This window comes from Burkholderia sp. 9120 (genome assembly GCF_000745015.1).
Classification (GTDB): domain Bacteria; phylum Pseudomonadota; class Gammaproteobacteria; order Burkholderiales; family Burkholderiaceae; genus Paraburkholderia.
Genome location: NZ_JQNA01000002.1, coordinates 6,374,666 through 6,398,413, shown reverse-complemented (window position 1 = coordinate 6,398,413; position 23,748 = coordinate 6,374,666). Strand labels below are relative to the sequence as shown.

The following is a 23,748-nucleotide window of genomic DNA, read 5'->3' as shown; positions in this document are numbered from 1 at the left end:
CGCCGCGTCGCAGCGGCGCCACGTTAAACCGCGTAATGCCGCGGATCGGCAATAGCGAGGTTGCCGACTCTGCCATCCCGATACATTGAGAGATCGAACTTAACGTTCGTTTTGTGCGGATCCAGCATGTTGCCCACCACGATGAGGTTCTTCATCCGGCGGTCCGCTGTCACGCCGTCCATGATCGGAACGTGGAATTGTCCGTGCGTCCCTGGAGAGAGAAACTGGGCCGAGACAGAATCGGATCGCTTCGAATAGGTGATCGCGATCGCCTTGTCGAACGTCCGCATTGGCTGCCCCGTCGACGGCCAGGCGAATACTTGCGGTGCACGCGACAGAATCGTTACCGTGTCCGCGCCTGACTTTTCACTCAGCTCCTTCAGGTGTGATCTGGCGTTGCTCGCAAAACTCTGTGCACGCTCGGACAAAGCGCTCGCGTAGTAGCGGTTGCCAACGTCTCCCGCGTTTTCGGCCAAGCCGGGCGGTACGCCGCCCGCTGGCGGAGCATCCGGCTTGTTGCCTTGCGATAGCTCGAATGTCTCGATGGCGGGTTGCATGGCCGACTTATAGATCGAGCCGAACCAGTTAATGATCGGCGTTGCGTTTAGCGCAGCCTCCTGATAAATAATGTGCATTGCATCGGCCTCCGTATTGCGCCCTTGCGCACGCAACCGGTTCACTTCGTGCCGGAGATCCTCGGCATGATGGATTTCGGAAAAATTCGGCAGAAGCAGCGGCGCCAGCGCGGCGGGAGGAAAGACAAACGATGCGGCCGTGGCAGCGAGTCCACCAGCAAGATGCGCCGCCGCATTGCCCACGTCCCATTTGGCCTGCTCACTCTTCGGATCCGCAATCAGATCCTGGACGTTGTTGGACAGGCTTTGAACTGCCGGCATGATGCCCAACTCAGTCGCGCCATCCGACAGCGCTTTCGATGCCAGACCCAGCACTTCCTTACCGCCGAGATTGCCGGTGCCGAGCAAGTCGCACGCGCCGCGCACGAAATCGTTCGAGCGCGCTTTGACGATCCGCAGCAAAGGCGCTGCGCCGGTTTGTCGGCTGTGGGAAACGCCCATCTGTCCTAACGCGCCGAGACCTCGCAATACATTGGCCGCCGCGCCATCGCCCGCGTATCCAAAACGATTTGCCTGAATCGGCGAGCAAGGTTCATCTTGCTGGTGAAGATGGCGATAGATTGCCGGAAGAGCTTGCCGATCTTCTCGACCTCTGTTCGCCTTGTTGCCACCATCACCAATCAGATCGGGATAAATCGGTATCGTTATCGGTGTCGCAGCACGCAGGGGCGTGCCTGAGATTGACGTCGCCATTTGATAGCCTCTGAAGGTGCTAGGTGAGCGATCATTGAAGCATGCTCATTCGGAGGCGATGTGCTACGGATATAAAGCACCTGGCTTTTCCGCGACCGAGTGTTGCCCGATAGCACTACGACCTCATCAATTCGCTATCTCTCGACGTAAACCGTTCGCGATACGCCTGTGGCGTGACCGCGATTGTTCGCATCAAACTACGCCGCATGGTCTCCTCGCTGCCGAATCCGCATCGCGCCGCGATCCGTTTGATCGGCAACGACGTATCCACGAGCAGGCCTAACGCGGCCTCGGTACGAATCTGTTCGATGGCGCGCGCCGGCGTTTTGCCGGTCCTCGCGCGGTAGTGGCGCATGAAACTGCGTTCGCTCATGCCGACACGATCGGCCAACACGGCGACCGAAAGATCGACGGTCAGATGCTCCACGATCCACGCGTGAAGCTCGCCGAATTGATCGTCGTCCTGTTGCAGCGATAAAGCCTTGCTGAACTGCGACTGCCCGCCTGGTCGCTTGAGAAACACCACCAGTTCTCGTGCGACGTCGAGCGCCATTGAACGGCCGAGATCTTCTTCAACGAGCGCCAGCGCCAGATCGATCCCCGCCGTGACACCTGCCGAAGTCCACACCGTGCCGTCCTGAACGAAAATCCGATCCGGTTCCACCCGTAACGCGGGGTATTGCTGCAAGAGTTCATTGCAGTGCGCCCAGTGCGTCACGACACGACGTTCATCCAGCAGCCCCGCGGCCGCGAGTAGAAAAGCGCCGGTGCAAACAGACGCGACCCGCCGCGATATGGCCGCATGCTGACGCACCCAGCGGGTCAGCACAGCGTCGCGCGATGCCGCGTGAACCCCTCTTCCGCCCGCGACGATGAACGTGTCGGACGGCGTGCGCGCCGACGGCAGCGCATGCGCGACGAGTCCCAGGCCGGCCGACGACACGACCGTGCCCGCCTGAGCGGCGATCACGCGCGGCTCGTAGCACGGAGCGAGACCGCGTCCGCGCGCGAGTTCGTTCGCGGACGCAAATACCTGCAGCGGCCCCGAAACGTCGAGGAGTTGCACGTCTGGGAAGGCGAGGACGTTGATCGATCGAAGCGCTTTACGCATGGCAGCCTGGCGGGAAATGTTGGGAATATGGCATTCCCGCCAGACAGTACTTGCGTACAGTTCGTCTGTCCATCCCCAGATTGCCTGCCGAACGTGGAGCAGGCCACGACGTTCAAACAACGAGGTACTGCAATGACGCTTCACATTGGCTTGCTCGTGTTCCCACGCGTGCAGCAACTCGACCTGACCGGGCCGCATGACGTCTTTTCCTCACTGCCCGATACGACCGTTCATCTTCTCTGGAAAGACCTGGCACCGCTGAAATCCAGCAGCGGACTGACGCTCGTACCGGACACCACGTTTGACGACTGCCCGCCGCTCGACGTGATCTGCGTGCCGGGCGGCGCCGGTATCGGCGACCTGATGGAAGATCCGGACACCCTCGACTTCATCCGGCGACAGGCGAGCCAGGCGCGTTTCGTCACCTCCGTCTGTACCGGCGCACTCGTACTGGGCGCGGCCGGCCTGCTGCGTGGACGCAAGGCCACGACGCATTGGGCGTTTCACGAATTGCTCGCGCCGTTGGGCGCGATTCCCGTGCGCGATCGCGTAGTTCGCGACGGCAATCTGATCACCGGCGGCGGCGTAACGGCGGGGATCGATTTCGCGCTGACGCTGGCGAGTGAGTTGGTCGGTGAGCAGCAAGCGCAGGCGGTTCAACTGCAACTCGAATACGCGCCCGCTCCGCCATTCGACGCCGGCAGCCCGGAGACCGCGCCGCCGGCCGTTGTGAAGTCGGTGCGTCAGCGGTCAGCGGATTCGCTGGCGCGACGCCGCGAGATCGTTATGCGGGTGGCTGCATCGCTTTGATGCGGAGGCTCAGTCGGCGGGACGCCAACGTCCCGTCTCCGGGCACACCATGACTTTTTCGCCGTCGAGCCGGACTTGCTCTTCATCCAGTTGCAATGCGCTGGAAGGCGCGACGTCGAATTCGACCTTGAGCGCTCGCGCTACGTGAGCGTCTTCAATCGGCAGCTCCCACGTCAGGAAGAGTTGCACGTAGTCTTCTTCCGGTGCGAAATCGGCGGCATTGAAGCCGCTGCTGCCGCGTTGAACGACGCCGTGAGGCTGGCCCGTGTCGAATATCAACGCCGTGCCCCGCTTCAGGGGAATGCGTTGGCCGGCAGACGGAAAATGCACGTCGAGTCCGCGGTCTTCGCTCAGGAAGAGATTGCAGAACGCCGCGCCGCCATATTGCTCGGCGTCGTGGTGATACCTCGCGCCTCGGCAGACCATCAGGGCGACGTCGCTGGATGCGAGCACGTCGGGCAATCCCAGCGTGCGCGTCCAGTCGGACACGGCCTGCACGCAGCGGCCGTAGTCCGGCCAACGCGCCCGCGCGCGCGCCAACGGCATGACTTCGACGTCGCCGGTTTCGAGAACCATGTTGGTCGCAATTTCGCGTTGCCAATCCGCCAGCAGACGTGGCGAAGGCATGGGTATGTCGAGCGCACCGGATAGCACGATGTCGCTGACGTAGCGACTGCGGATAACGTCGCCACTCGAGAAGTAAGAAGTCAGCACTTGTCCCACTCGATGCAATGGCAGTCGTAACTCATTGAGATGATTGTTCTCGGCATGATGCGCTCGTTATCGGTTCGACTTGCGTCGCACGGGAGCTTCATCAAGCGCACTAGTGGCCGGCACGCCGCCACCGCCACCGCCACGAGGTTTTCTAACAGTCTTGCGCGGCGGCTCCGCCTGCATGCCGCAGATCAACGCAACGCCCGCCTTGGCCGTTGCGCGCAGCGACGCGTGTGAATCACCCGCGCGCGAGCGCAGCGCCAGACTGTGCAAAATCGCGGAAGCGACCTTCGCCAACACGGCCGGATTCGCGGCGCTATCGAGTTCACCGACTGCCTTCGCACGTTCGAGGCGCCGCTCAAACGACGCGTCGAACGTATTCAGCCCCGCTGCGAGCTTGTCCCGAACTTCCTGATCGACTCTCGATTCTGCCAACGCCGTGCCGATCAGAAAACAGCCACGCGGCGCCACGCCAACCGGCAAATAGATCGCTAGTGCACCGTCGTACACCGACATCAAGGCATCGGCTAAAGGTCGATCTCCGCCGAGCGCCGCTTCCATACCCTGAAGCCCGAGTTCGATGTATCGGTCCAGCGTGCTCAGATAGAGGGCGTGTTTATCGCCGAACGCGCCGTACAGGCTTGGGCGGTTCATTCCCGTCGACTCGCTCAGCGCGTCGAGCGAGGTGCCGGAATAGCCACCGTCCCAGAACGCGTCTCGCGCGTCGCTCAGCGCCTGCTCGGGATCGTAGCTGCGAGGCCGTCCACGCGAGCGCTTTTCGTTTTTTGTACCGGTGTGCATATAAATAGTTGCCAGCGTTGATTTTTATACACTATAGTACAAAAACAATCACAACGACCCGGAGTCACGAGCATGGAGCTTTACTTTTCGCCACTTGCCTGTTCACTCGCAACCCGCATTGCGCTTTATGAAGCCAACGCGGACGCGCAGTTCATTGAAGTCGACACGAAGTCAAAGCAATTGCGTGACGGCTCCGATTTTTATCCGATCAACCCGTTGGGACAGGTGCCCGTGCTGCGTACGGATGAGGGCTGGCTGCTGAAGGAAAACACCGCGATCCTGCCGTATGTGGCCGATGCATTTCCAGCGGCTGCGCTTGCGCCGGCGGTCGGCACGGCGGAGCGCGCGAAGTTGCAGGAGTGGCTGGGTTTTATCAGCACGGAACTACATAAGGGCGTGTTCGTGCCGCTGCTCGATCCGCATGCATCCGCCGATGTTCGGGCCTACACGCAGAAGAAAGTCGCGCTGCGCCTTCAGGTGCTCGAACAGCATTTCGGCGACCACGAGTTTTTGCTGGATCGCTTTACGGTGGCAGACGCTTACCTCGTCACCGTGCTGAACTGGGCGCAGTACAGTGGCGTCGATCTCGCCGGGTGGCCTGCCGTCGCGGCGTACTACAAACGGACGACGCTTCGACCGCCTGTCGCCAAGGCATTGAAAGAAGAGATCGCGCTGTTTGGCGAGGAGCAGGCGAGGCGGCAAGCAAGCGCTTCGTGAGTGCGTACGTAGCAGCGCCTCCGGGCGCTGCACGTGCCGAAACGGAGAATCCACCGTTCCGATAAACTGCGCGCAAAGAACGTCGACACTTGCCTGCAGGTTAAAAAATAGAATGGTACAAATCCACCCGTTGACCCTCAACGACGCCGAGCCGCTCCTTCAGTTTGAACTGCAAAATCGCGCCTATTTCGAGCACTGGATCAATGCTCGCGATGCGGACTACTACAGCATCGATGCTGTCAAAGCAGCGATAGAAACGGCGCAAAGAGAGAAACGGGAAGACAAGGCTTATCAATTTCTCGTCAAACAAGACGAAGAGATTGTTGGCCGAATTAATCTGACGGGCGTGGAGCGGCGTTACTACAACAAAGCAATGCTCGGATATCGCATCGGCGAGCAATTCGCGGGACGAGGTTATGCTTCGCAGGCTGTCGAGCTCGCCCTACAAACTGCGCGTGCCGATTTGAAACTATGGCGAGTCGAGGCGACGGTGCGGCATGAAAACCGGGCTTCCAGCCGCGTGTTAGAACGCAATGGTTTTGTCGCTTACGGTAGAGCAACACGCAGCATACGGATGCATGGGGTGTGGTACGACCTGGTGCATTTTGAGCGTCATCTCGGCGACGCAACGGTTGAAGCGAGTACCGCGCAGGCGAACTGCGTCAAATGGAACGCCCGTTGGGTAAATTAAAACGGCGTCGGATAATAAACGGCCCTTAACCGCCGCCGGTGCTATGCGGCGCCCCCACTCGCCCTCACCAAGGCGATCGCCTCTCACTCTTTCCAAAACGCACGACACGCGATTCGGCTTCATCAACCGCAAACACCGGTGCGCACAGCAATTGCTGCTCATGAAAATCGAGAATCCGGATAATCGGCGGACAGTCGGCGGCGGCGATCGACCAGATATCTTTGTTCGCGCTGTGAGCGGCGGCGTCCAGAATGCGCTCTGCTTCGAGATAAAGCTCGCGTTCAACGTCGCCGAAACCGGCCTGCTGAAGATACCAGGCGAGATAAAGCGCCTTGACCAGTTTGACCAGCAGATCGCCATTACCCTTGCCCGTCTGAAATGCGGCCAAAGCCAGATGCCAGTAAAGCGATTGCTCACGCACGTAAGAGGTGGTATGCGGCAGGAGCTTGGTCTTTCCAAGCGGTTTTCGACGCCCCTGATTCCCCGTTGGTCGTTTTTTACGATTCTGCGACATGGATCGTTTTTATCTGAGTGATGCTGTTTTTAATCCCAGCATCGTAATCGATATGGCAGATAAAAATAACCGTCAACGAGGCCATTTAACAAAAAATAATCACTATGCTATAGGCATATTTTTGTCACACAAAATAAAATCCTTCAACGATCTTTGACTTATCCATCAGAGCGCATCAAAGCACCTATAGCGGATTGCAAATGCGCAATGACCCTTGATCTTTGTCTTTAACAATTACCGCATTCAAATATGCATTCAGCAAATAATGCCGATTGCCAATCCACACGCATACGTCGCCTTAATTGACGAAGCCAACCACAGCGATGCAAGGCTCACACGCCATCCCGAAGCATGACGTTTCCGATGAGAAAACTGGCGCGTACGGTCAGCTGCGCACATCCGCCCAATGAGCGCCGATCATCGTCCTGCGGGCAATCCCCGACCGTGCTCGCCGACCGGGGCCGCCGCACCGAATGTTATTATCGGAAACACCACGCGCCCACGAAGGCGAGCTTTCAAGCTGTCGGACCCCATGGATACCCATCTCACCAAACCCGCCGATCCCTCCACTACGGACCTCGGCCGACGCGTGCGCGCCGCCCGTCAGGCCCAGGATCTGACGCTGGAAACCGCGAGCCGCCTGTGCGGCGTGTCCCGCTCGACGCTCTCCAAAGTCGAAAACGGCCTGATGTCGCCCACATTCGACGTGCTGCAGAAAATCGTGCTGGGTCTGAAGATCGAAATCGGCGAGTTGTTCGGCTCCACGCCGAAAGTCAGCGCGAGCGGACGTCGCGCGTTGACCCGCAAAAATGAAGGCCAGCGCCACGCGTATCGCGGCTATCAGATGGAGTTACTCGCCACCGACCTCGCGCACAAAGCGATGCTGCCGTTCCGCATCCGCATTTCCGCGCACACGCTCGACGCCTTCGACGACTGGGGTCGTCATGAAGGCGAAGAATTCCTGTACGTGATCAGCGGCAGCGTGTGCCTGTATTCCGAGTTGTACGCGCCAACGCATCTGAACGCCGGCGACAGTTTGTACTTCGACAGCCGCACCGGCCACGCGGCGGTTTCGACGAGCGACGAAGACGCCGAAGTGTTGTGGATGGCGACCAGCGCCGACATCCCGACCGTGCCGACCGCCACCGATTCACCGAAGAAATAACACGCGCGCACGCTGCAATCCGCGCGTAGCGTCTTAACCGACCGTAACGTCAGCAACCACGTCCACGCGCGCCGCCGCCAATGCCCGCTGCGCGAGTTGCGCAATATGCATTGCGTGGCGGCCCGTTCCCTGTTCGATCTGCTCGCGGCAACTAAAACCATTGGTCAGCACGATCGTTTCCGCATTCGCCGCCGTCGCTTCACGCACGGCCGGAAACAGCGTGTCTTCGCCGATCTTCTCCGACAACGCGTGATGCTCGGCGTTAAAGCCGAACGATCCCGCCATGCCGCAGCATCCCGTGTCGAGCAGTTTCCAGGTCACGCCGAGTTTGTTCAGCAACGCCGTGTCGCCTTGCATGCCGAACAGCGCCTTCTGATGACAATGCCCGTGCACGATCACATCCGCGGAGAGCGTCGGCCAGTCGAACGGCTGACGCGCGACGAAATCCGAGAACAGAAATGTTTGCGCGGACAACTGCTTCGCCAACGCGTGACCGGGCAATTGCTTCAGCAGTTCGTCCTTGAAGACGGATAAACAACCGGGTTCGAGACCGACCAGCGGCACACCAGCGGCGATATCGTCCGCGAGGTCGTCGAGAATGTGCATGAGCAGTTCACGCGCGCGTTCGAGCAGGCCGAAGTCATACAGCGGACGCCCGCAGCACAGGCGATTCTTCGGCAGCACGACGTGCCAGCCGAGTTGCTTTAAAACATCCGCGGCGGCTTCGGCGATTTCGGGCGTGAAGTGATCGTTGAACGTGTCGACCCAGAGAATGACTTTCTTCCCCACGTTGCCAACGTTACCCTCAGCCCCACGAGAGTTGGACGAGTTGGATGAAGAACGCCGCGCGATCTCCCGATACGTCGTCCCGGCGAAGCGCGGCAACTCACGCGTCTGCGCCACGCCCGCCACCCACTTGCCGAGCGAAGCCAGGCCCGGCGCCGACGTCATGAAGTTCGTCAAACGCGGAAAGCGCGCCGCCCATGGCGCCCATTCGCCGATGCGCCCCATGAACAGCGCCTGCCGTGGCCGACGCTTCGTCTCGTAGTAATGCGAGAGAAACTCGGCCTTGTACGAAGCCATATCCGTATGCGTCGGGCAATCGGATTTGCAGCCCTTGCAGGCAAGACAAGTATCGAGTGCCTCTTTCACTTCGCGGCTTTGCCAGCCGTCGGCGATCACGTCGCCTTGCAGCATTTCCCAGAACAGATGCGCGCGGCCACGGGTCGAATAGCGCTCTTCACGCGTGGCGCGATAGCTCGGGCACATCGTGCCGCCTTCGAGCGAACGACACTTGCCCATCCCGATGCAGCGCTCGATCTCGCGCTGGAAACCGTCGCCTTCCGGGCTGGCGAACGTGAGCTTCGTTTGCAGCGTCACCGGCTTGTAGGCCGGACCCATCCGCAGATTTTCGTCGGCACGATACGCATGCACGACCTTGCCGGGATTCAGACGATTGGCCGGATCCCAGATCGCCTTGAATTGCTCCATGGCGTGCATCAATTCCGGGCCGTACATGATCGGCAGGAACTCGGCCTTGGCCTGGCCGTCGCCATGTTCGCCCGACAGCGAGCCGCCGAATTCGACCACCAGTTCCGCCGCTTCGCGCAGAAACTTGCGCCACGTCGCGACGCCCGCCGCACTGCGCAGATCGAACGTAATACGAGCGTGCACGCAGCCGTCGCCGAAATGGCCGTACAGGCTCGTCTCGTAGCCATAGCGGTCCACCAGCGCCTGAAACGCGCGCAGGTAGTCGCCGAGCCGCATCGGATCGACGGCGGCGTCTTCCCAGCCAACCACCGGATCCGGCGCGCCGTCCTCAACCGACAACGCCACCGCCGACGCCCCCGTCTCGCGAATCGACCACACCTTCGCCTGCAACACGCGATCTTCGACGAGCATCGCCGACACGTTCGGCCCCGCCTCGCCGGACGAAAAATACGCCGCGGCGGCTTGTGCCCGCTGCATCACCGCTTCTTGCGTGTCCGCGCCGAATTCGAGCACGACCCATGCGTCGCCCTGCGGCAGCAGCGCGATCTCGTCCTTCTTCAACCCGCGCGCCTGCAAGCCGCGAATGATCGCGCGGTCGAGTCCTTCGATCGCAATCGGCTCCCAGCGCATGAAATTCGGCACGGCATCCGCCGCGATGTAGATATCAGTGAAGCCGACCACGACGATCACGCGCTTCGCCGGACTCTTCACGAGGCGCACTTTCGCCTGCAAGGTCACCGCGCAGGTGCCCTCGGTGCCGACTAGCGCGCGCGCCACGTTGAAGCCGTTTTCCGGCAACAGTTGATCGAGATTGAAGCCCGACACGCGCCGTTTGATACGCGGGAATTTCGCGCGAATCTGCTCGGCGTAGGTGTCGCGCAATTGCCGGAGCGCGGCGTAGATTTCGCCCTGACGGCCGCCGGCCGCGATGATGCTTTCGAGCTCCGCGTCGGAAGTCGGGCCGACCCAGAAACGCGCACCGTCGAAGGTCGCGATTTCCAGCGCTTCGACGTTTTCCACCGTCTTGCCCGCCATCACCGAATGTGCGCCGCACGAGTTGTTGGCGATCATGCCGCCGAGCGTGCAGCGGCTATGCGTGGCCGGATCGGGGGCGAAGGTGAGGCCGTGTTGTTCGGCGGCGTCACGCAAGGTGTCGCACACCACGCCCGGTTCGACGATCGCCACGCGCGCGACCGGATCGACCGACACGACGCGGTTCACGTACCTGCTCGCGTCGGCCACCACCGCGACGTTCACGCATTGGCCGTTCTGCGACGTGCCGCCGCCGCGCGGCAAAAACGGTACGTCGTTGCGGCGGCAGGCGGCGAGCGTGGCCAGCAGATCGTCGACATCGGCGGGGACGACAACGCCGAGCGGAACCTGACGATAGTTCGACGCATCCGCCGCATACAGCGCTTTCGAGCCCTGATCGAAGCGCACTTCGCCGCGCACATGGCGGCGCAGGTCCGCTTCGAGTGCCTGCAGCACGGCGGCGGTGCCTTTGAACGGCGTGGCCACGCGTGCGGCGTTTAGCGTGCCCCGCTCGGTATCGTGCGGCGTATTCGCTTGCGCTTCATCGAATGATGTTGATGTTCCCACTGCCGCGCCCTCACGTGTTCTGTTCAACGTTCGAGCGCCGTTGCTCGACGCTCATGCCGCCTGGCTCGCCGTCATCTTGAAGATGCCTTGAGCGTTGCCCGCGTCGAAACGCAGGTCGGTTTCCCAGCGGCGCGCGTCCTGATCGAACGTGCGCTTGCGCGTGATGAACTCGTAGAACGAGCCCGGCACGTCACGCGTCACGACACCGCCGTCGGCCGTAACGAATTCGCGACGCACCCTGTCCGCGCGATACGCGGTCTGGAACACGCGGCCCGAACGCGAGCGCTCGACTTCCGGCTTCATCGGACGACCCTTGGCCTTCTCGTCGTCGGAGAGCTGGAAGACGTCCGCGACGCGATCGGTGGCGTGATTGAACGCGTTGCCTTCCGTGGCGATCCACGCCATTTCCGCCGACTCCTTCAACAATACTTCGTAATCGGCTTCACGTGGTGTCTCGTGCTGACGCGCGAACGCGCCGACGATCACGGGCAGCAATTCGTGCGCCGCGTCGAGCGGCAGCACGCCGTCGCGTTCGAGCTCCCACAACTGGCCGACGGCGCGCGGCGTCAACGGATCGCGCGAGGCGCCGATCACGTTCGTCACGGCCTGCTGGAAAGCCTCGGAAAAACGCTCGGGATGCAATTCGCTGACGAAGAATTGCGAGATTTCATCCGGCGCGTCGTCGTGTGCCCACGCGCGGCCGGTCATACCCAAGCGGTCGAGCGGATAGCGACCGTTGATGCTGAAGCCGAGCGGACGCAGAATGCGCGCGAACGCGGCCTCGCCCATCGGCAGCGCGCCGCCGTGCGGCCAGCGCACCGTGCGCAGCGCGCCGTGATCGAAATACACGCTGCCGCCGGCGGCGATCGTTTCGTCCGTGTACTGGCGGCCGTTCGGCGAACGTGCCAGCAGGTCTTCGAACAGCGCCATGTTCATCGCCTGCGCCAGTTCCGCGCGCGTGACGGTGCCCGTTTCCCACTCGTTCAGAATCTGCGGATGGTTCAGCGTGGCGAAGAGCCGCGCGGTGGTGTCGGCGCCTAGCAGTTTCTGCAGCAGTTGTTCGACATTCGCATTCTTGATGTTTCGCATATGGGTTCTCTACGGGGCTTTACGTGATGCCTGGCGCGCTCGCCGACGCGCTGTCGGGGACCGCCGGTGGCCGCGCAACGCGCGATACGGCAAGTTTGAAGGCAACATTATTCAAATTCTCAGCGCCGCCGTAAAGCGAGATAAAATCGACACTTGATGCGTTTTCGGAATCAACATGCGAAAATTCAAGATCCCCAACATGGGCGCGCTGCTCGCTTTCGAAGCCGCCGCCCGGCACGAGAGCTTCACGCATGCGGCGCGCGAACTGTTTCTCACCGAAAGCGCGGTGTCGCGGCAGATCAATACGCTCGAAACCAATCTCGGCGTGCGGCTGTTCGTGCGCGTCAAACAGCGTGTGGTGCTGACCAAGGCGGGCAAGGTGTATAGCGCGCAGGTGCGGCGCTCGCTGGAACAGCTCGACCGCGACACGCTGTCGATCATCGCGCATGGCAGCGGCGGCGGTTATCTGGAACTGGCGGTGCTGCCAACCTTTGCGTCGCAATGGCTGATTCCGCGGCTCGCGGCATTCAATGCGCGGTATCCGGATGTTCGCGTGAACATGGGCGTGCGCACCGGCACGTTCCCGTTCGCCGACACGCATTTCGAAGCGGCGATTCACTACGGCAAACCAACGTGGCCGGGCACGTCGGCGGATTTTCTGTTTAGCGAAGAGGTCGTGCCGGTGTGCGCGGCGAGTTTGCTGACGCGGCCGGTTGAACAGCCGGCCGATCTGCTGGACTATCCGCTGCTGCACTCCACCACCCGGCCCGACGGCTGGGCAGCGTGGTTCGCGAATCTGGGCGTCGACGACAACCGGACCATGCAGGGCGTGCGCTATGAACTCCACACCATGCTGATCAGCGCCGCCGCGGCCGGCCTCGGCATCGCGCTGGTGCCGCGCTTCTTTGTGGATGCGCAGCTCGAACAGCTCGGGCTTGTGATTCCGCTCGCGGTGCCGCTCGCCGCGCCGGCGGTTGCCGACTCGGCGTACTACCTCGTTTATCCGACGGAGTTGAGTCACGGTAAGCCGCTCGCGAGCTTTCGTGAGTGGCTGCTGCATGAGGCGGCGGATTATGGGGCGGTGAATCCGGCGTTGGCGGGTAATCCGGGCGGTGATTGAGCGCGGCCGGCGGCAGCGGGCGGCCGTTCGGGGCTTGAAGCGTTGGAGCCTTGACGCTTTGAAGCCTTGACGCGTTGAACCGCTGAATCGCTTCAACCGCCCGCTTGCTGATCTCGGGCCTGCGCCAGCGCGCTCAGATTGCCTTCGCCAAAACCGTGATGCCCCTGACGCTGGACGATCTCGAAGAAGATCTCGCCGACACGGCGGCGCACGAAGGTCTGAAAAAACAGTAACGGCACGCCGTCGGCGCCGATTTCGCCATCCACGAGTACATGCGTGCGTTTGAGCCGCTCGACGTCGAGCCCGTGACCGGGCAAACGCGTATCGAGTTGCGCGTAGTAGCGCGGCGGCGGCTCGACGAATTCGACACCGTTCGCGAGCAGTTGCTCGACGCACGCGAAAATGTCGTCGGTGGCGAGCGCGATGTGCTGCACGCCCTCGCCCGGATGGTCCGGCAAATAGTCGTGCATCAGGTTGGTCCGGCGCGTGCCTTCTTCGTACAACGGCACGCGGATCGCGCCGCACGGCGACACCATGACCCGCGATTCCGCCGCGATGTGCCAGTTCGCGTGCAACTCGTGAATCTCGCGGAAATTCAGCAGGTCGCGATAGAAGTCGAGCCATTCCTGCATGCGGCCCTCGCCGACCGTTTGCGTCAGATGATCCACGGCCACGAGCCCGGTTCCCGCGTGACTCAGATCGGCGTGCGCCGTGTCGATCTCGACGGGCCGGAAGTCGCTGTCGAAGATCGAGATGTCGCCGAGGCCACCGCGCTGCCCGCCGCGTCCGCGCCAACGGTCGATGAAATAGATGTGCGAGTCGCCAATGCCCTGAATCGCCGGGATCAGCAATTCGCCCTTGCCGAGCCGCTCGCCTTCGAACGCCCATGCGCCGAGGTCGATCGCGCGGTCGAATGCGCGCTGCGCGTCGGCCACGCGAATGCCGATCGCGCAGATGCCCGCGCCGTATTCCTCGGCGTAGCGGGCGGCGAACGAATCGGGCTCGGCGTTGATCAGGAATTGCATCTCGCCCTGGCGATACAGCGTGACGTCCTTACTGATATGACGGGCGATCGCCTTGAAGCCGAGCTGCCTGAAGGTCTCGCCAAGCGCTTGCGGGTCGCGCGCGGCGAACTCCACGAATTCGAGGCCGGCTGTGCCGAGCGGGTTGTGCTCAGGCACCGACACGGCGCGCAGCGCGGCGTCGGGAGTGGGCAGGTCGCTGGGCATGGCAATCTCCTTGTGCGGTCGTTCGACTGCTGTGTTCGATGTTGCTGCGGTTGACTGCGCACCCTGTTTTTTCCAGCGGGCTCAAGCCGGATGCGTGGTGCGCTGCGGCAATGCGGTACGCGACGCGCATATGCACCGTGTTTGTACACCGGGTCGCGGGGCGTTCGCAACCTACATTTTGTACTAAATGGTTCACATTTGAACAGAGGCGCCGGTTGCCGGTTGCCGGTTGCCGGTTGCCGGTTGCCGGTTGTGGTTCGTGGTTCGTGGTTCGCACCGGCCAGCGTCAATGCTTCGGCGTCTTCTTCGCGCGCGTGCCTTTACGCGAGCCCTTGTCCACGGCCTTATCCGCCATCGCCACCATCCGCTGCCGCGCGACCTCGCGCACCGCGTCGATAAACGCGCGCCCCACCGGCGACGGCTGCGTATCCGAACGCCGGATTAAACCGACCGGCTCGTCGGTGCCGGCAAACGGCAACGGCAAACGCGTCAGCATGCCGTGCGCCAGCTCATATTCCACCGCGCTCTGCGGCACGAACCACACCGCGCCGTTCTCCAGCGTGAGCGCCCGCCCCGTGGACACCGACAGCACCTCAACGAATGCCGACAACGGCGGCACGCCCCACGCGCTCAACAAACTTTCCGCCGACTGCCGGATCAGCGTGCCGAACGGCGGCAACACCACCGGATAATCTTCCAGCGCACTGGCCGGCAAACCCGGCCCCGACGCCAGCGGATGCCCGGCTCGCACCACCGCGATCAACGGCTCGCTGAACAACTGCTCGAAGCTGAGCCCCACCATCCGCTCCGGATCGGCCAGGCGCCCGATCGCCAGTTCGATCGTGCCCGCTTTCAGCCGCTCGAGCAATTCCGGGTTTGCGCCGGTCGCGAGGCGCACGATCACGCGCGGCCACAGCGCGCCGATCCGCTCCAGCACCGGCGGCATCAGCGCCGCCGCCACGGTCGGCAGCACACCGACTTCCAGCGTGGCCGCCGCCGCGCCTTCCGCGCGCGCCAACAGGTCGACGCCCTGCCGCAACGCGCTGACGCAGGCACTGGCGTGCGGCATGAAGAGCTGCCCTTCGCGGGTCGGCACCGCGCCATGGCGACCGCGCTCGAATAGCTTCACGCCGAGAATCGCCTCGAGTTCGGCAATCGTCTTGGAGACGGCGGGTTGGGTGATCGACAGGCTGTCGGCGGCCCGCTGGACACTGCCGAACTGCGCAACGGCCAGAAAGCACTGGAGATGACGGAATTTGACGCGGCTATCCGCGAGACTGCGTTGCATAACGACAGGTTATACGAAACGGTCGAAAACGTCATTTTTCATAACCGCTCCGGTTAGATACAGTCGCTTCATAAAGCCGTATCCCACAATTGTCCGAAGGAGACACTGATGGACGAGTCCTCTCTCACCCCGCGCGACTTCGCGTCCCACCCCGCCTACATCCATCCCGGCTACGGTTCATCGGTCAAACGCGGCCCGACGCGTCCGCTGATTCCGCTGAAGGAAAAGCTGCGCGACCAGCGCGTGCCGGTGTACGGCACGGAAGATCTCGGCGCGCTCGATCACGACCTGACGCGCAATGCCGTGCGTAACGGCGAGCCGCTCGGCGAACGCATCATCGTGACAGGCCGCGTGCTCGACGAAGGCGGCCGACCGGTGCGCAATACGCTGGTCGAAATCTGGCAAGCCAACGCTGCCGGCCGCTATGTGCACAAGGCCGACCAGCACGACGCGCCGCTCGATCCGAACTTTCTTGGCGCGGGCCGCTGCATTACCGACAACGACGGCCGTTACCGCTTTCTGACCATCAAGCCGGGCGCGTATCCGTGGGGCAATCACCCGAACGCGTGGCGTCCGAACCATATTCACTTTTCGCTGTTCGGCGACCATTTCGGCTCGCGCCTCGTGACGCAGATGTATTTCCCCGGCGACCCGCTGCTCGCATTCGATCCGATTTTCCAGGGCACGCCGGAACACGCCCGCGACCTGCTGATCGCGAACTTCTCGCTCGACACCACGCAAGAAGCCTATGCGCTCGGCTACGACTTCGACATCGTGCTGCGCGGCCGCAATCAAACGCCGATGGAGCGCTAAGCCATGACCACCCTTAAGCAAACGCCTTCGCAGACCGTGGGACCGTACTTCGCCTATGGTCTGTGCCCGCAGCAATACGATTTCGATTTCAAGAGCCTGTTCTCGCCCGTGGTGGCCGACCGCGAAGCGGCCGGCGAGCACATCACGATCGTCGGCCAGTTGTTCGACGGTGACGGCAAAGTGATCGGCGACGCGATGCTCGAAGTGTCGCAAGTCGACGCGAACGGCCACTTCCCGGAATCGCGCGAAGACATTCTGAAGACGGGATTTCGCGGTTTTGCGCGCGTCGGCACCGGCACGGATCCGCACAAGCGTTTTGTCGTGGAAACGGTCAAACCCGGCCGCGTGAGCCCGGACGAAGCGCCGCATCTGAACGTAATCGTGACGATGCGCGGCATGCTGCTGCACACCTTCACACGCATCTATTTCGAAGACGAAGCCGAAGCGAACGCGCAAGACGCCGTGCTGGCAGCAGTCCCAGCGGACCGGCGCGGCACGCTGATCGCACACCGCGAGCCGGACACGGCCAACGTGTACCGGTTCGACATCCGCATGCAAGGCGATCAGGAAACCGTGTTTTTCGACCTTTGATACGGTTTTTCTACACTTTCATATAGCTTTCACATACACTGAGCATGATCCGTCTAGCGACTGGATCGCGAAACTCCGAGTAGTTAAGCCCGCCCCGCGCGGGCTTTTTTTTGGCCTGACGGGTTTGATGTGGCTGCTGAAAACTGCAAACTGAAAACCGCAAACGGCTATCGAAGCGAACAGTGCAGCCAGCGGCTGATGCGCTCCACGTCGGCAATGTGATCGTGTGCGCCTGGCGCGCCGAGCACGACGATATCGATGGGCCGACCGTGCACCCTCATTCGCACGACGACACAGTGACCCGCCTCGTTGATGAAGCCAGTCTTCTGCAAAACGATCGAGCGGTCGCCGCCACGCACCAGCGCATTCGAGTTCACGTAACTCAAACGTGCCCGCCCGCCGCCCGGCAAAACCACTTGCGAGCGATCGGTCGAATACGCGCGAATCAACGGATAGCGGCTCGCCGCCGCGACCAGTAGCGACAAATCCCGCGCCGTGGAAACGTTATGCGGCGACAAACCCGTCCCGTTGACGAACGACGTATGCCGCATGCCGAGCGCGCGCGCCTTCGCATTCATCGCAGCGACGAAGCCCGGTCGCCCGCCCGTGTAATCGCGACTCAGCGCGGCGGCGGCACGATTCTCCGACGACATCAGCGCGATATGCAGCATGTCGTGACGCGACAATCGCGACCCCACACTCAGGCGCGAGCCGGTGAACTTGTCGAAGTCCTGATCCTGGACGGTGACGTCGAGCGGCGCATTCAGCGCGTGTTTGGCATCGAGCGACACGACCGCCGTCATCAGTTTGGATACCGAAGCGATCGGCATGATCCGGTCGGCCTGCTTTTCGGTCAGTACGGTATGCGTGCGTTCGTCCACGACATAAACGGCTTTCGCGCGAAGCAAGGCGCGCGACCTGGGCGTATAGCCGCAGCGCGCCAGCAGATGAGGTGAACGAGACGACGCATGCGCGGCCGTACGCGATGCTGCAGTGGACGTCGCGTTGCGCTGCGCAGTCACCGCCGTGGGACGCCGTACGCCTCGCGGCTCGCGCGCATTGCGCGCGGCCTGCCTGCGATGCCTGGTCGCGTGCTGACTGGCATGCATGGGCAGCTCGCCGTTCGTCAACTGCTTGCGCTTGTGCGCGACGCGACGCCGCGCTTTGCCGGCAGTGGGCTTTTTCGCTTGATTGGACGAGTTGACTTTCGCTTTCGACGCATGTTTCGTCGACGGCACAACATGTCGGCTCACGCGAGCGGACGAATGCCGCACAGGCTCATGAGCCGCACCGAACGACGCGCCGATATTCAGCCATAACAGGCCGATTGCCGCGAAACAGCGGAGCCATGCAGGAAAACGACAGGCAGGGAATTCAAACGAGGGACTTCGACGACCGTACGGCATTCAGCTTCCAGTTCTGTGCCGTGTGTGCCCGAAATGGAGTGGACACGAAGCCGGCAACGACCCGGGCGATGTTAAGACAGATCGTGCCGACGATCAACGGTAAAGGCGCATGCCAGCCGATTCGCCGCAGACGGGCGGGTGTGCCGCGTACAGGGCGTAGCGATGCGCAGCGCTCACTACGCCAAGCGAATCGTTCGAATCGAGCGAAGCGTTCCCACCATTAACAACGGAAGTGATCGATGTTCTGCCCAGCGTGAATGGCGCGCGCGAGCCAATCCGGCTTATCGCCATAACCGTCCCAGCTATTGCCGAAAGCGTCGCGGTACAGCACCGCGCGAACCGCATTCGCGTCGGCCTCGATCGATTCGGCGAGCACTTCCAACGTGATACCGTAGTCGTCCATGCGCCGGCGGATCCAGACGATCAGGCGCTCACGCGCATTCCCGTCGAGGTCGAGCTGCATTTGTCCTTCTCGCTCTTTCATAACGTAGTGGTGTCGAGGCTAGTATTGCTCGCATTGGATAAACAAAAGGCTTCGCTAAACAACGCGAAGCCTGGGTGCGGTTCGAATCGGCCGAGCGCAATTCGAATTCACAATGACGTCCTGTTCGAGTCGAATTGCACCGGGAAATCATGCCCAACAAATCCTGGATTCCAGGGAATTTGCCGGTAATCGGTTCGATAGGTTCGAAGGGGATCGGTGTCTCACCCACCATTCGGGGGTTGCTTCTGCGTATGGGCAGGAATTCTAGCATCCAATTTCTTCTGCTTGCAGCAACGGATGGTTTGCGTGCGACGTCGGCAATTCATTTCTTTTTCACGTATTGGGCAATCCACTCTCACACACTGACGAACTCGCCGACGAATTCGCCGACTTACGCGCCGAAGCTACAATAGCCGGCAACAAAGGGAGTCGCTCCATCCAGCAGGCAAAGTTCAACCGATAGCCGTTCGACCGTCCACGCCAAGGAGACACCATCATGCATGCCTCAACCGCCGTCATCACGATTCTTGCCGCGCTCCTGCTCGGCGCAATGAGTCCAGGACCGAGCTTCGTTATCGTGGCACGCAATGCGATTGGACTTTCTCGCGGCGACGGTCTTGCTACTGCGCTCGGCATGGGTATCGGCGGTGTGTTCTTTAGCGGCATCGCGTTGCTCGGGCTCTATACGCTGCTCGCTACCGTCGAATGGCTCTACGTGGGTCTGAAAGTGGCGGGCGGGCTTTATCTGATCTATCTGGCGTCGAAAATCTGGCGCGGCGCGGCTAAACCGCTCGCCTTCGACGCTTCGCAAGCTGCCGTCACCAATCCGCGCAAATCGTTCTGGATCGGCTTGAGCACACAACTCAGCAATCCGAAGACCGCCGTCTACTACGGCAGCATCTTCGCGGCCCTGCTCCCGCAGCATCCGCCGCTGTGGTGCTACTTCGCATTGCCGCCCGCGATCTTCGCGATCGAAGCCGGCTGGTACACGATCGTCGCGTTGTGCTTTTCGAGCAAACGTCCGCGCGAAATCTATCTGCAATGGAAAGCGTGGATCGATCGCGTCGCCGCGAGCGCCGTCACCGCGCTGGGTCTGCGTCTGATCCTCACCGCTCATAAAGTGGGGATCTGAAGCCGCGCCGTTGATCGAACCGTTTGCCGTGTCGCGCGACACGGCAAACCACGAACCAGGGCCGCATCACCAGGCGCGTCGCGTCGGCGATCCGACTTGCCAGGCAAAATAGTTACGAGATAGGGGTTGACGCTGACACACCTAAGCGGTTACTCTGCCACCCGAAGTTCAAGAAGTTCGATTGCTGTTCATCAATGTCTCGCTCCCAAGCGGTATTCGTTGTCCTCTCCCTCCTTGACGCTTCATCCGCTCAATCAACCGAGCACATCTTTCTCTATTTTTACTCAAGGATTCCTCATGGATACCGGTACCGTTAAGTGGTTCAACGACAGCAAAGGCTTTGGCTTCATCACCCCGGACAAGGGCGGCGACGACCTGTTCGCGCATTTCTCGGAAATCAGCGGCAATGGCTTCAAGACGCTGGCTGAGAACCAAAAGGTGAGCTTCGAAACGAAGCAAGGCCCGAAGGGTCTGCAAGCGGCTAACATCACGCCGCTGTAAAGTTTGAAGGGCTCGGTGTCCGGCAACGGACACCGGGTTGCAGCGACATCCTCGCGGAGCTTCGTCTCCCACAGCTGGCGCGATCGCTTTTTAGCTGCGAATCATTTCAGCAGCTTGCATAAGCGCCAAACGCCTCGTTGCACCTCATTCTCCCCTCTGGCTTCAACGCCCATTTTTCGCTTTCCGACTGCGTCAGAATTCGGCTCGCAATGGCTCGAATCAGTTCGTCCGCGTGACTCGCATTAGCGTCCGCACGGCCGGCGCGCACTCGCACATTATTAGAAATAAAATGCAAATCAAACATATTCATCATTACAACGGCTATGCCGTCAAACCCTCGACGCACCGTTTACCCGATGGCTCGTTTTCGTCCAACCTGCTGCTCGAACGCGCTGACAGCGCGCGCACCGAAGGGCGCTACCAGTTCTATTCGCTCGACTACTTCACGAACGAAGAACAGGCTTTGCAGCACTCGGCACGCTGGGCACACCACTGGGTCGACACGCGCGGTTGAACGCGCTCAATAAGCGTGGTCACGCGCGCTATTCATGGCCTTCGGCCTTGATCCGCGCGCGCAGTTCGAACTTCTGGATTTTCCCCGTCGACGTCTTCGGTAATTCGCCGAAGCGCACCGCTTTCGGCAATTTGAATCCCGCAAGAAACAGCCGGCAGTGCGCGATGATCTCTTCTTCGGTCACCTGCGCGCCTTCCTTGAGTTCGACGAAGGCGCACGGCACTTCCCCCCATTTCGGATCGGCCATCGCCACCACGGCGGCAACCGATACCGCAGGGTGGCGATACAGCGTGTCTTCGACCTCGATACTCGAGATGTTCTCGCCGCCCGAAATGATGATGTCCTTACTGCGATCGCGAATGCGGATATAGCCGTCAGGCATCCGCACACCGAGATCGCCGGTATGGAACCAACCGCCGCGGAAGCTTGCCTCCGTGGCGCGCTCGTTCTTCAGATACCCTTTCATGCAGATATTGCCGCGGAACATGATCTCGCCGAGCGTTTCGCCGTCGGCGGGCACAAGCTCGTGCGTGTCCGGATCGAGTACCGTCACCGCCGATTGCAGGTGGTAGCGCACGCCTTGCCGCGCATTCATTTCGGCGCGCGCGCTGTCGTCGAGGGCATCCCACGCTTCCTGTTTTGCGCAGACGGCCGCCGGCCCATAAGTTTCAGTGAGCCCGTACACGTGCGTCAGATCGAAACCGATCTCCTTCATCTTCGCGATTACGGCCGGCGCTGGGGCCGCGCCCGCCACCATCGTCGATACGCGATGCGTGATCCCCTCGCGCCACTCAGCCGGCGCATTGGCGAGCGCGCTCTGCACGATCGGCGCGCCGCAATAATGCGTGATGCCCTCGCGGCGAATCAGGTCGAACACCGTCTTCGCGTCGAATCGGCGCAGACAGACATTCACGCCGGCGCGCGCGGCAACGGTCCATGGAAAACACCAGCCGTTGCAGTGGAAAAGCGGCAGCGTCCATAAGTAGACCGCGTGCCTGGGCATATCCCATTCGAGGATATTGCTGAGCGCATTCAGATAAGCGCCGCGATGGTGATAGACCACGCCCTTCGGATCGCCGGTCGTGCCCGACGTATAGTTCAGCGCGATGGCGTCCCATTCGTCGACGGGCATCGTCCACGCGAAAGCGGGGTCACCGGCTTGCAGGAACGTTTCATAGTCGGTCGCGCGGATGAACTTCGCGGGGTCCGCGGGCATCGCGTCGGCCACACTGATCACACGCAACTCAGGAAACTCCAGCGCGGCGCGATGCGCGAATTCGCCGTATTCCGTATCGACGATCAACGCCTTCGCCTCACCATGGCGCAGCATGAATAGCAGCGACGACACGTCGAGCCGCGTATTCAGCGTGTTGAGCACAGCGCCGGCCATCGGCACGCCGAAGTGCGCTTCTATCATCGGAGGAATGTTGGGCAGCAAGGCGGCCACCGTGTCGCCGCGCTCGATGCCGGCCTGCCGCAGCGCACTGGCCAGACGCCGCGCGCGCTCGTACGTCTCGCGCCAGGTGCGGCGAATCTCCCCATGGACGACCGCCAGCCGCTCACCGTAGACTTCGGCCGCGCGCGCGATGAAATCGATCGGCGTCAGCGGGACATAATTGGCCTCACGCCGCTCGAGGCCTTCTTCGAACATGTGCTTCATCGCTTCGTCTCCTGAGGCGCTGGCCGCGCCGTCGCTTATTCTGGTGGGTAAGCTAGCCTAGCAAGTGACATGGTGAACTGTCTGTCATTCAAATGACAGAGTGGTTCGCCCCAGCGTGGGCCACCCGACTTCAGCCGAATCCGCCACTCAAGCCGCTTATGAACGACGCTCCGCTCCCCGTCCTCGCGGACACCCAGCCGCACCGCACCGAACGGGTCGCGCGCGACGATCTGCCGCGCCTGTTTGCCACCTGCGCGTGGTTTCGCGCGCTCGCCGCCGACCATCAGGCGATGGTCCTCGCGAGCGCTCATGCGGAACGGCTCGACGGCGGCGCGTGGATCGCCCGCCGCCAGGAGCCGTCGGACTACTGGATCGGCGTGCACACCGGCCTCATCAAGCTCGCCATCTACAACGCGTCGGGGCGCAGTTGCACGCTGTCGGGCGTGCCGCCCGGCGGCTGGTTCGGCGAAGGCAGCGTGATCAAGCGCGAACTACGCAAGTACGACGTGGCCGCGATTCAGCCCTCGCTCGTCATGTTCGTGCCATCGGCGACGTTCCATGCGCTGCTGGAGAGCAGCCTGCCGTTCACCGGTTTCGTGATCCGGCAACTGAACAACCGGATGGGCGAGTTCATCGCGTCGATCCAGAATAGCCGGCTGCTCGATGTGGATGCACGCGTCGCGCAATCGCTCGCGCAATTGTTCAATCCCGATCTGTATCCCGACACCGGCCGCACACTCGCTATTTCGCAGGAAGAAGTCGGCCTGTTAGCGGGCGTATCACGTCAACGGATCAATCAGGCGCTGCAAAACCTCGAAAAGCTGCAGATTTTGCGCCTCTCGTACAACCAGATCGACGTGCTCGATCTCGAGCGTCTGGGCGCATTCGGTCGCGAACAGATCTAGCGCTCACGCGCCGCACCGCGTTTCATCGCCCTCTCATTGCAACGGCCGCCCGAGCGCGGCCGTTTTGCTTATCCG

Annotated in this window: 23 protein-coding genes; 11 read left to right on the top strand and 12 right to left on the bottom strand. The window is 61.7% G+C overall.

Annotated features, from left to right (window positions below; all coding sequences use genetic code 11):
* Nucleotides 1-23 precede the first annotated feature (23 nt).
* Complete coding sequence (locus FA94_RS36355) at nucleotides 24-1,328, bottom strand: hypothetical protein (RefSeq protein WP_156126783.1); 1,305 nt, start codon at nucleotides 1,326-1,328, stop codon at nucleotides 24-26.
* Between the two features lie 115 nt (nucleotides 1,329-1,443).
* Nucleotides 1,444-2,439: a GlxA family transcriptional regulator gene (locus FA94_RS36350; RefSeq protein ID WP_035561262.1), complete on the bottom strand. Its 996-nt coding sequence runs from the start codon at nucleotides 2,437-2,439 to the stop codon at nucleotides 1,444-1,446.
* Between the two features lie 132 nt (nucleotides 2,440-2,571).
* Between FA94_RS36350 and FA94_RS36345 the strand changes: the two genes are divergently transcribed.
* Nucleotides 2,572-3,249, top strand: a complete 678-nt coding sequence (locus FA94_RS36345) for a DJ-1/PfpI family protein (RefSeq protein ID WP_035561259.1) — start codon at nucleotides 2,572-2,574, stop codon at nucleotides 3,247-3,249.
* 9 nt (nucleotides 3,250-3,258) lie between these two features.
* Here the strand turns inward: FA94_RS36345 and FA94_RS36340 are convergent, their stop codons facing one another.
* Nucleotides 3,259-3,963, bottom strand: coding sequence for a hypothetical protein (locus tag FA94_RS36340; RefSeq protein WP_051981125.1), 705 nt, complete (start codon nucleotides 3,961-3,963; stop codon nucleotides 3,259-3,261).
* 66 nt (nucleotides 3,964-4,029) lie between these two features.
* Nucleotides 4,030-4,764, bottom strand: coding sequence for a TetR/AcrR family transcriptional regulator (locus FA94_RS36335; protein ID WP_081936311.1), 735 nt, complete (start codon nucleotides 4,762-4,764; stop codon nucleotides 4,030-4,032).
* Between the two features lie 72 nt (nucleotides 4,765-4,836).
* Between FA94_RS36335 and FA94_RS36330 the strand changes: the two genes are divergently transcribed.
* On the top strand, nucleotides 4,837-5,481 hold the full coding sequence (locus tag FA94_RS36330) for a glutathione S-transferase C-terminal domain-containing protein (protein WP_035561253.1): 645 nt from the start codon (nucleotides 4,837-4,839) through the stop codon (nucleotides 5,479-5,481).
* A 112-nt stretch (nucleotides 5,482-5,593) separates the two neighbouring features.
* Nucleotides 5,594-6,172, top strand: coding sequence for a GNAT family N-acetyltransferase (locus FA94_RS36325; protein WP_051981123.1), 579 nt, complete (start codon nucleotides 5,594-5,596; stop codon nucleotides 6,170-6,172).
* Nucleotides 6,173-6,236: 64 nt separating this feature from the next.
* Here FA94_RS36325 and FA94_RS36320 read toward each other — a convergent pair whose 3' ends face one another.
* Entirely contained in the window at nucleotides 6,237-6,686 is a 450-nt protein-coding gene (locus tag FA94_RS36320) for a hypothetical protein (protein WP_035561250.1), read from the bottom strand.
* Nucleotides 6,687-7,218: 532 nt separating this feature from the next.
* Here FA94_RS36320 and FA94_RS36315 point away from each other — a divergent pair.
* Nucleotides 7,219-7,851 carry a helix-turn-helix domain-containing protein gene (locus tag FA94_RS36315; protein WP_035561248.1) on the top strand — a complete coding sequence of 211 codons (633 nt, stop codon included), beginning with the start codon at nucleotides 7,219-7,221 and terminating at the stop codon, nucleotides 7,849-7,851.
* Nucleotides 7,852-7,884: 33 nt separating this feature from the next.
* Here FA94_RS36315 and FA94_RS36310 read toward each other — a convergent pair whose 3' ends face one another.
* A complete protein-coding gene (locus tag FA94_RS36310; RefSeq protein WP_051981121.1) occupies nucleotides 7,885-10,941 on the bottom strand; it encodes an FAD-binding and (Fe-S)-binding domain-containing protein in 3,057 nt (1,018 codons plus the stop codon).
* 51 nt (nucleotides 10,942-10,992) lie between these two features.
* A complete protein-coding gene (locus tag FA94_RS36305) occupies nucleotides 10,993-12,030 on the bottom strand; it encodes a DUF1338 domain-containing protein (protein ID WP_035561245.1) in 1,038 nt (345 codons plus the stop codon).
* Between the two features lie 175 nt (nucleotides 12,031-12,205).
* Between FA94_RS36305 and FA94_RS36300 the strand changes: the two genes are divergently transcribed.
* The gene (locus FA94_RS36300) at nucleotides 12,206-13,150 is read left to right on the top strand and encodes a LysR substrate-binding domain-containing protein (RefSeq protein ID WP_035561242.1); all 945 of its coding nucleotides are present in this window, start codon (nucleotides 12,206-12,208) and stop codon (nucleotides 13,148-13,150) included.
* A 92-nt stretch (nucleotides 13,151-13,242) separates the two neighbouring features.
* Here the strand turns inward: FA94_RS36300 and FA94_RS36295 are convergent, their stop codons facing one another.
* On the bottom strand, nucleotides 13,243-14,379 hold the full coding sequence (locus FA94_RS36295; protein WP_035561240.1) for a 4-hydroxyphenylpyruvate dioxygenase family protein: 1,137 nt from the start codon (nucleotides 14,377-14,379) through the stop codon (nucleotides 13,243-13,245).
* Nucleotides 14,380-14,665: 286 nt separating this feature from the next.
* Nucleotides 14,666-15,667 carry a pca operon transcription factor PcaQ gene (pcaQ, locus tag FA94_RS36290; RefSeq protein WP_035561235.1) on the bottom strand — a complete coding sequence of 334 codons (1,002 nt, stop codon included), beginning with the start codon at nucleotides 15,665-15,667 and terminating at the stop codon, nucleotides 14,666-14,668.
* A 108-nt stretch (nucleotides 15,668-15,775) separates the two neighbouring features.
* Between pcaQ and pcaH the strand changes: the two genes are divergently transcribed.
* Both pcaH and pcaG read left to right on the top strand, forming a co-directional pair.
* Nucleotides 15,776-16,480: a protocatechuate 3,4-dioxygenase subunit beta gene (pcaH, locus tag FA94_RS36285; RefSeq protein WP_035561231.1), complete on the top strand. Its 705-nt coding sequence runs from the start codon at nucleotides 15,776-15,778 to the stop codon at nucleotides 16,478-16,480.
* A 3-nt stretch (nucleotides 16,481-16,483) separates the two neighbouring features.
* Complete coding sequence (pcaG, locus tag FA94_RS36280; protein WP_035561228.1) at nucleotides 16,484-17,071, top strand: protocatechuate 3,4-dioxygenase subunit alpha; 588 nt, start codon at nucleotides 16,484-16,486, stop codon at nucleotides 17,069-17,071.
* Between the two features lie 167 nt (nucleotides 17,072-17,238).
* On the opposite strand, the gene FA94_RS36275 is transcribed toward pcaG, so the two are convergent.
* A complete protein-coding gene (locus FA94_RS36275; protein WP_035561225.1) occupies nucleotides 17,239-18,477 on the bottom strand; it encodes a serine hydrolase in 1,239 nt (412 codons plus the stop codon).
* Nucleotides 18,478-18,697: 220 nt separating this feature from the next.
* Nucleotides 18,698-18,961: an H-NS family nucleoid-associated regulatory protein gene (locus FA94_RS36270; RefSeq protein WP_035561222.1), complete on the bottom strand. Its 264-nt coding sequence runs from the start codon at nucleotides 18,959-18,961 to the stop codon at nucleotides 18,698-18,700.
* Nucleotides 18,962-19,457: 496 nt separating this feature from the next.
* On the opposite strand from FA94_RS36270, the gene FA94_RS36265 reads away from it, so the two are divergent.
* The 3 genes from FA94_RS36265 to FA94_RS36255 all read left to right on the top strand — a co-directional run bounded on the left by FA94_RS36265 (nucleotide 19,458) and on the right by FA94_RS36255 (nucleotide 21,108).
* Nucleotides 19,458-20,093, top strand: coding sequence for a LysE family translocator (locus FA94_RS36265; RefSeq protein ID WP_035561219.1), 636 nt, complete (start codon nucleotides 19,458-19,460; stop codon nucleotides 20,091-20,093).
* A 297-nt stretch (nucleotides 20,094-20,390) separates the two neighbouring features.
* Nucleotides 20,391-20,594: a cold-shock protein gene (locus tag FA94_RS36260; RefSeq protein WP_006047703.1), complete on the top strand. Its 204-nt coding sequence runs from the start codon at nucleotides 20,391-20,393 to the stop codon at nucleotides 20,592-20,594.
* Between the two features lie 289 nt (nucleotides 20,595-20,883).
* A complete protein-coding gene (locus FA94_RS36255; RefSeq protein WP_035561215.1) occupies nucleotides 20,884-21,108 on the top strand; it encodes a hypothetical protein in 225 nt (74 codons plus the stop codon).
* Between the two features lie 28 nt (nucleotides 21,109-21,136).
* Here the strand turns inward: FA94_RS36255 and FA94_RS36250 are convergent, their stop codons facing one another.
* Nucleotides 21,137-22,768: an acyl-CoA synthetase gene (locus FA94_RS36250; protein WP_035561212.1), complete on the bottom strand. Its 1,632-nt coding sequence runs from the start codon at nucleotides 22,766-22,768 to the stop codon at nucleotides 21,137-21,139.
* Nucleotides 22,769-22,926: 158 nt separating this feature from the next.
* Here FA94_RS36250 and FA94_RS36245 point away from each other — a divergent pair, with 158 nt between their 5' ends.
* On the top strand, nucleotides 22,927-23,673 hold the full coding sequence (locus tag FA94_RS36245) for a Crp/Fnr family transcriptional regulator (RefSeq protein WP_035561209.1): 747 nt from the start codon (nucleotides 22,927-22,929) through the stop codon (nucleotides 23,671-23,673).
* Nucleotides 23,674-23,748: the final 75 nt, after the last annotated feature.